Here is a 431-nt window from a genome sequence, read left to right as displayed (position 1 = left end):
TTCATGCCTGTAGAGTCCATGAGTAGATGCAGCCCATCGCTACTTTTTTGGTAGCTGATTACAATATCAATATGCTTTTGTCTTCTACAAAGCGTGGTGTAATCTGGAGCTATCCAATTTAATCCGCAAAGTTTAATCAGACTTTGCACAAAGCCAGTGACCATACGTAAAGACAGACGGAATAAGGATTTAATCATTAAGCAGCATTGGATGGCTGCGTCGGAGTAGGTTTGATTTCGCCCTTGTTTGCCTTTTGATGGCGCATACCATTGCGTAGCAGGATCAAACCAAATGGCAATATTTCCGCGACTCATGAGTGCTCGGTTATATGCGGGCCAATTGGTTGTGCGGTAGATTTTGTGTGTAGGCTTCTTCATTTGAAAATTATATCGCTGAAAAACCCTTTACAGATAGGTTTGTGCAACAAAGCC

1 pseudogene is annotated in these 431 nt (G+C 42.2%); it reads right to left on the bottom strand.

The features are described 5' to 3' along the window. Positions 1-377 (bottom strand): annotated as a pseudogene (locus MMO38_RS16580) (IS5-like element ISAba12 family transposase); the annotation flags it as partial. Between the last annotated feature and the right edge of the window lie 54 nt (positions 378-431).

Origin of the sequence: Acinetobacter sp. NIPH 1852, assembly GCF_022549455.1 — a bacterium.
Lineage (GTDB): Bacteria > Pseudomonadota > Gammaproteobacteria > Pseudomonadales > Moraxellaceae > Acinetobacter.
Note: the sequence above shows the minus strand (reverse complement) of the source record. Positions and strands in the feature narration are given on the sequence as shown.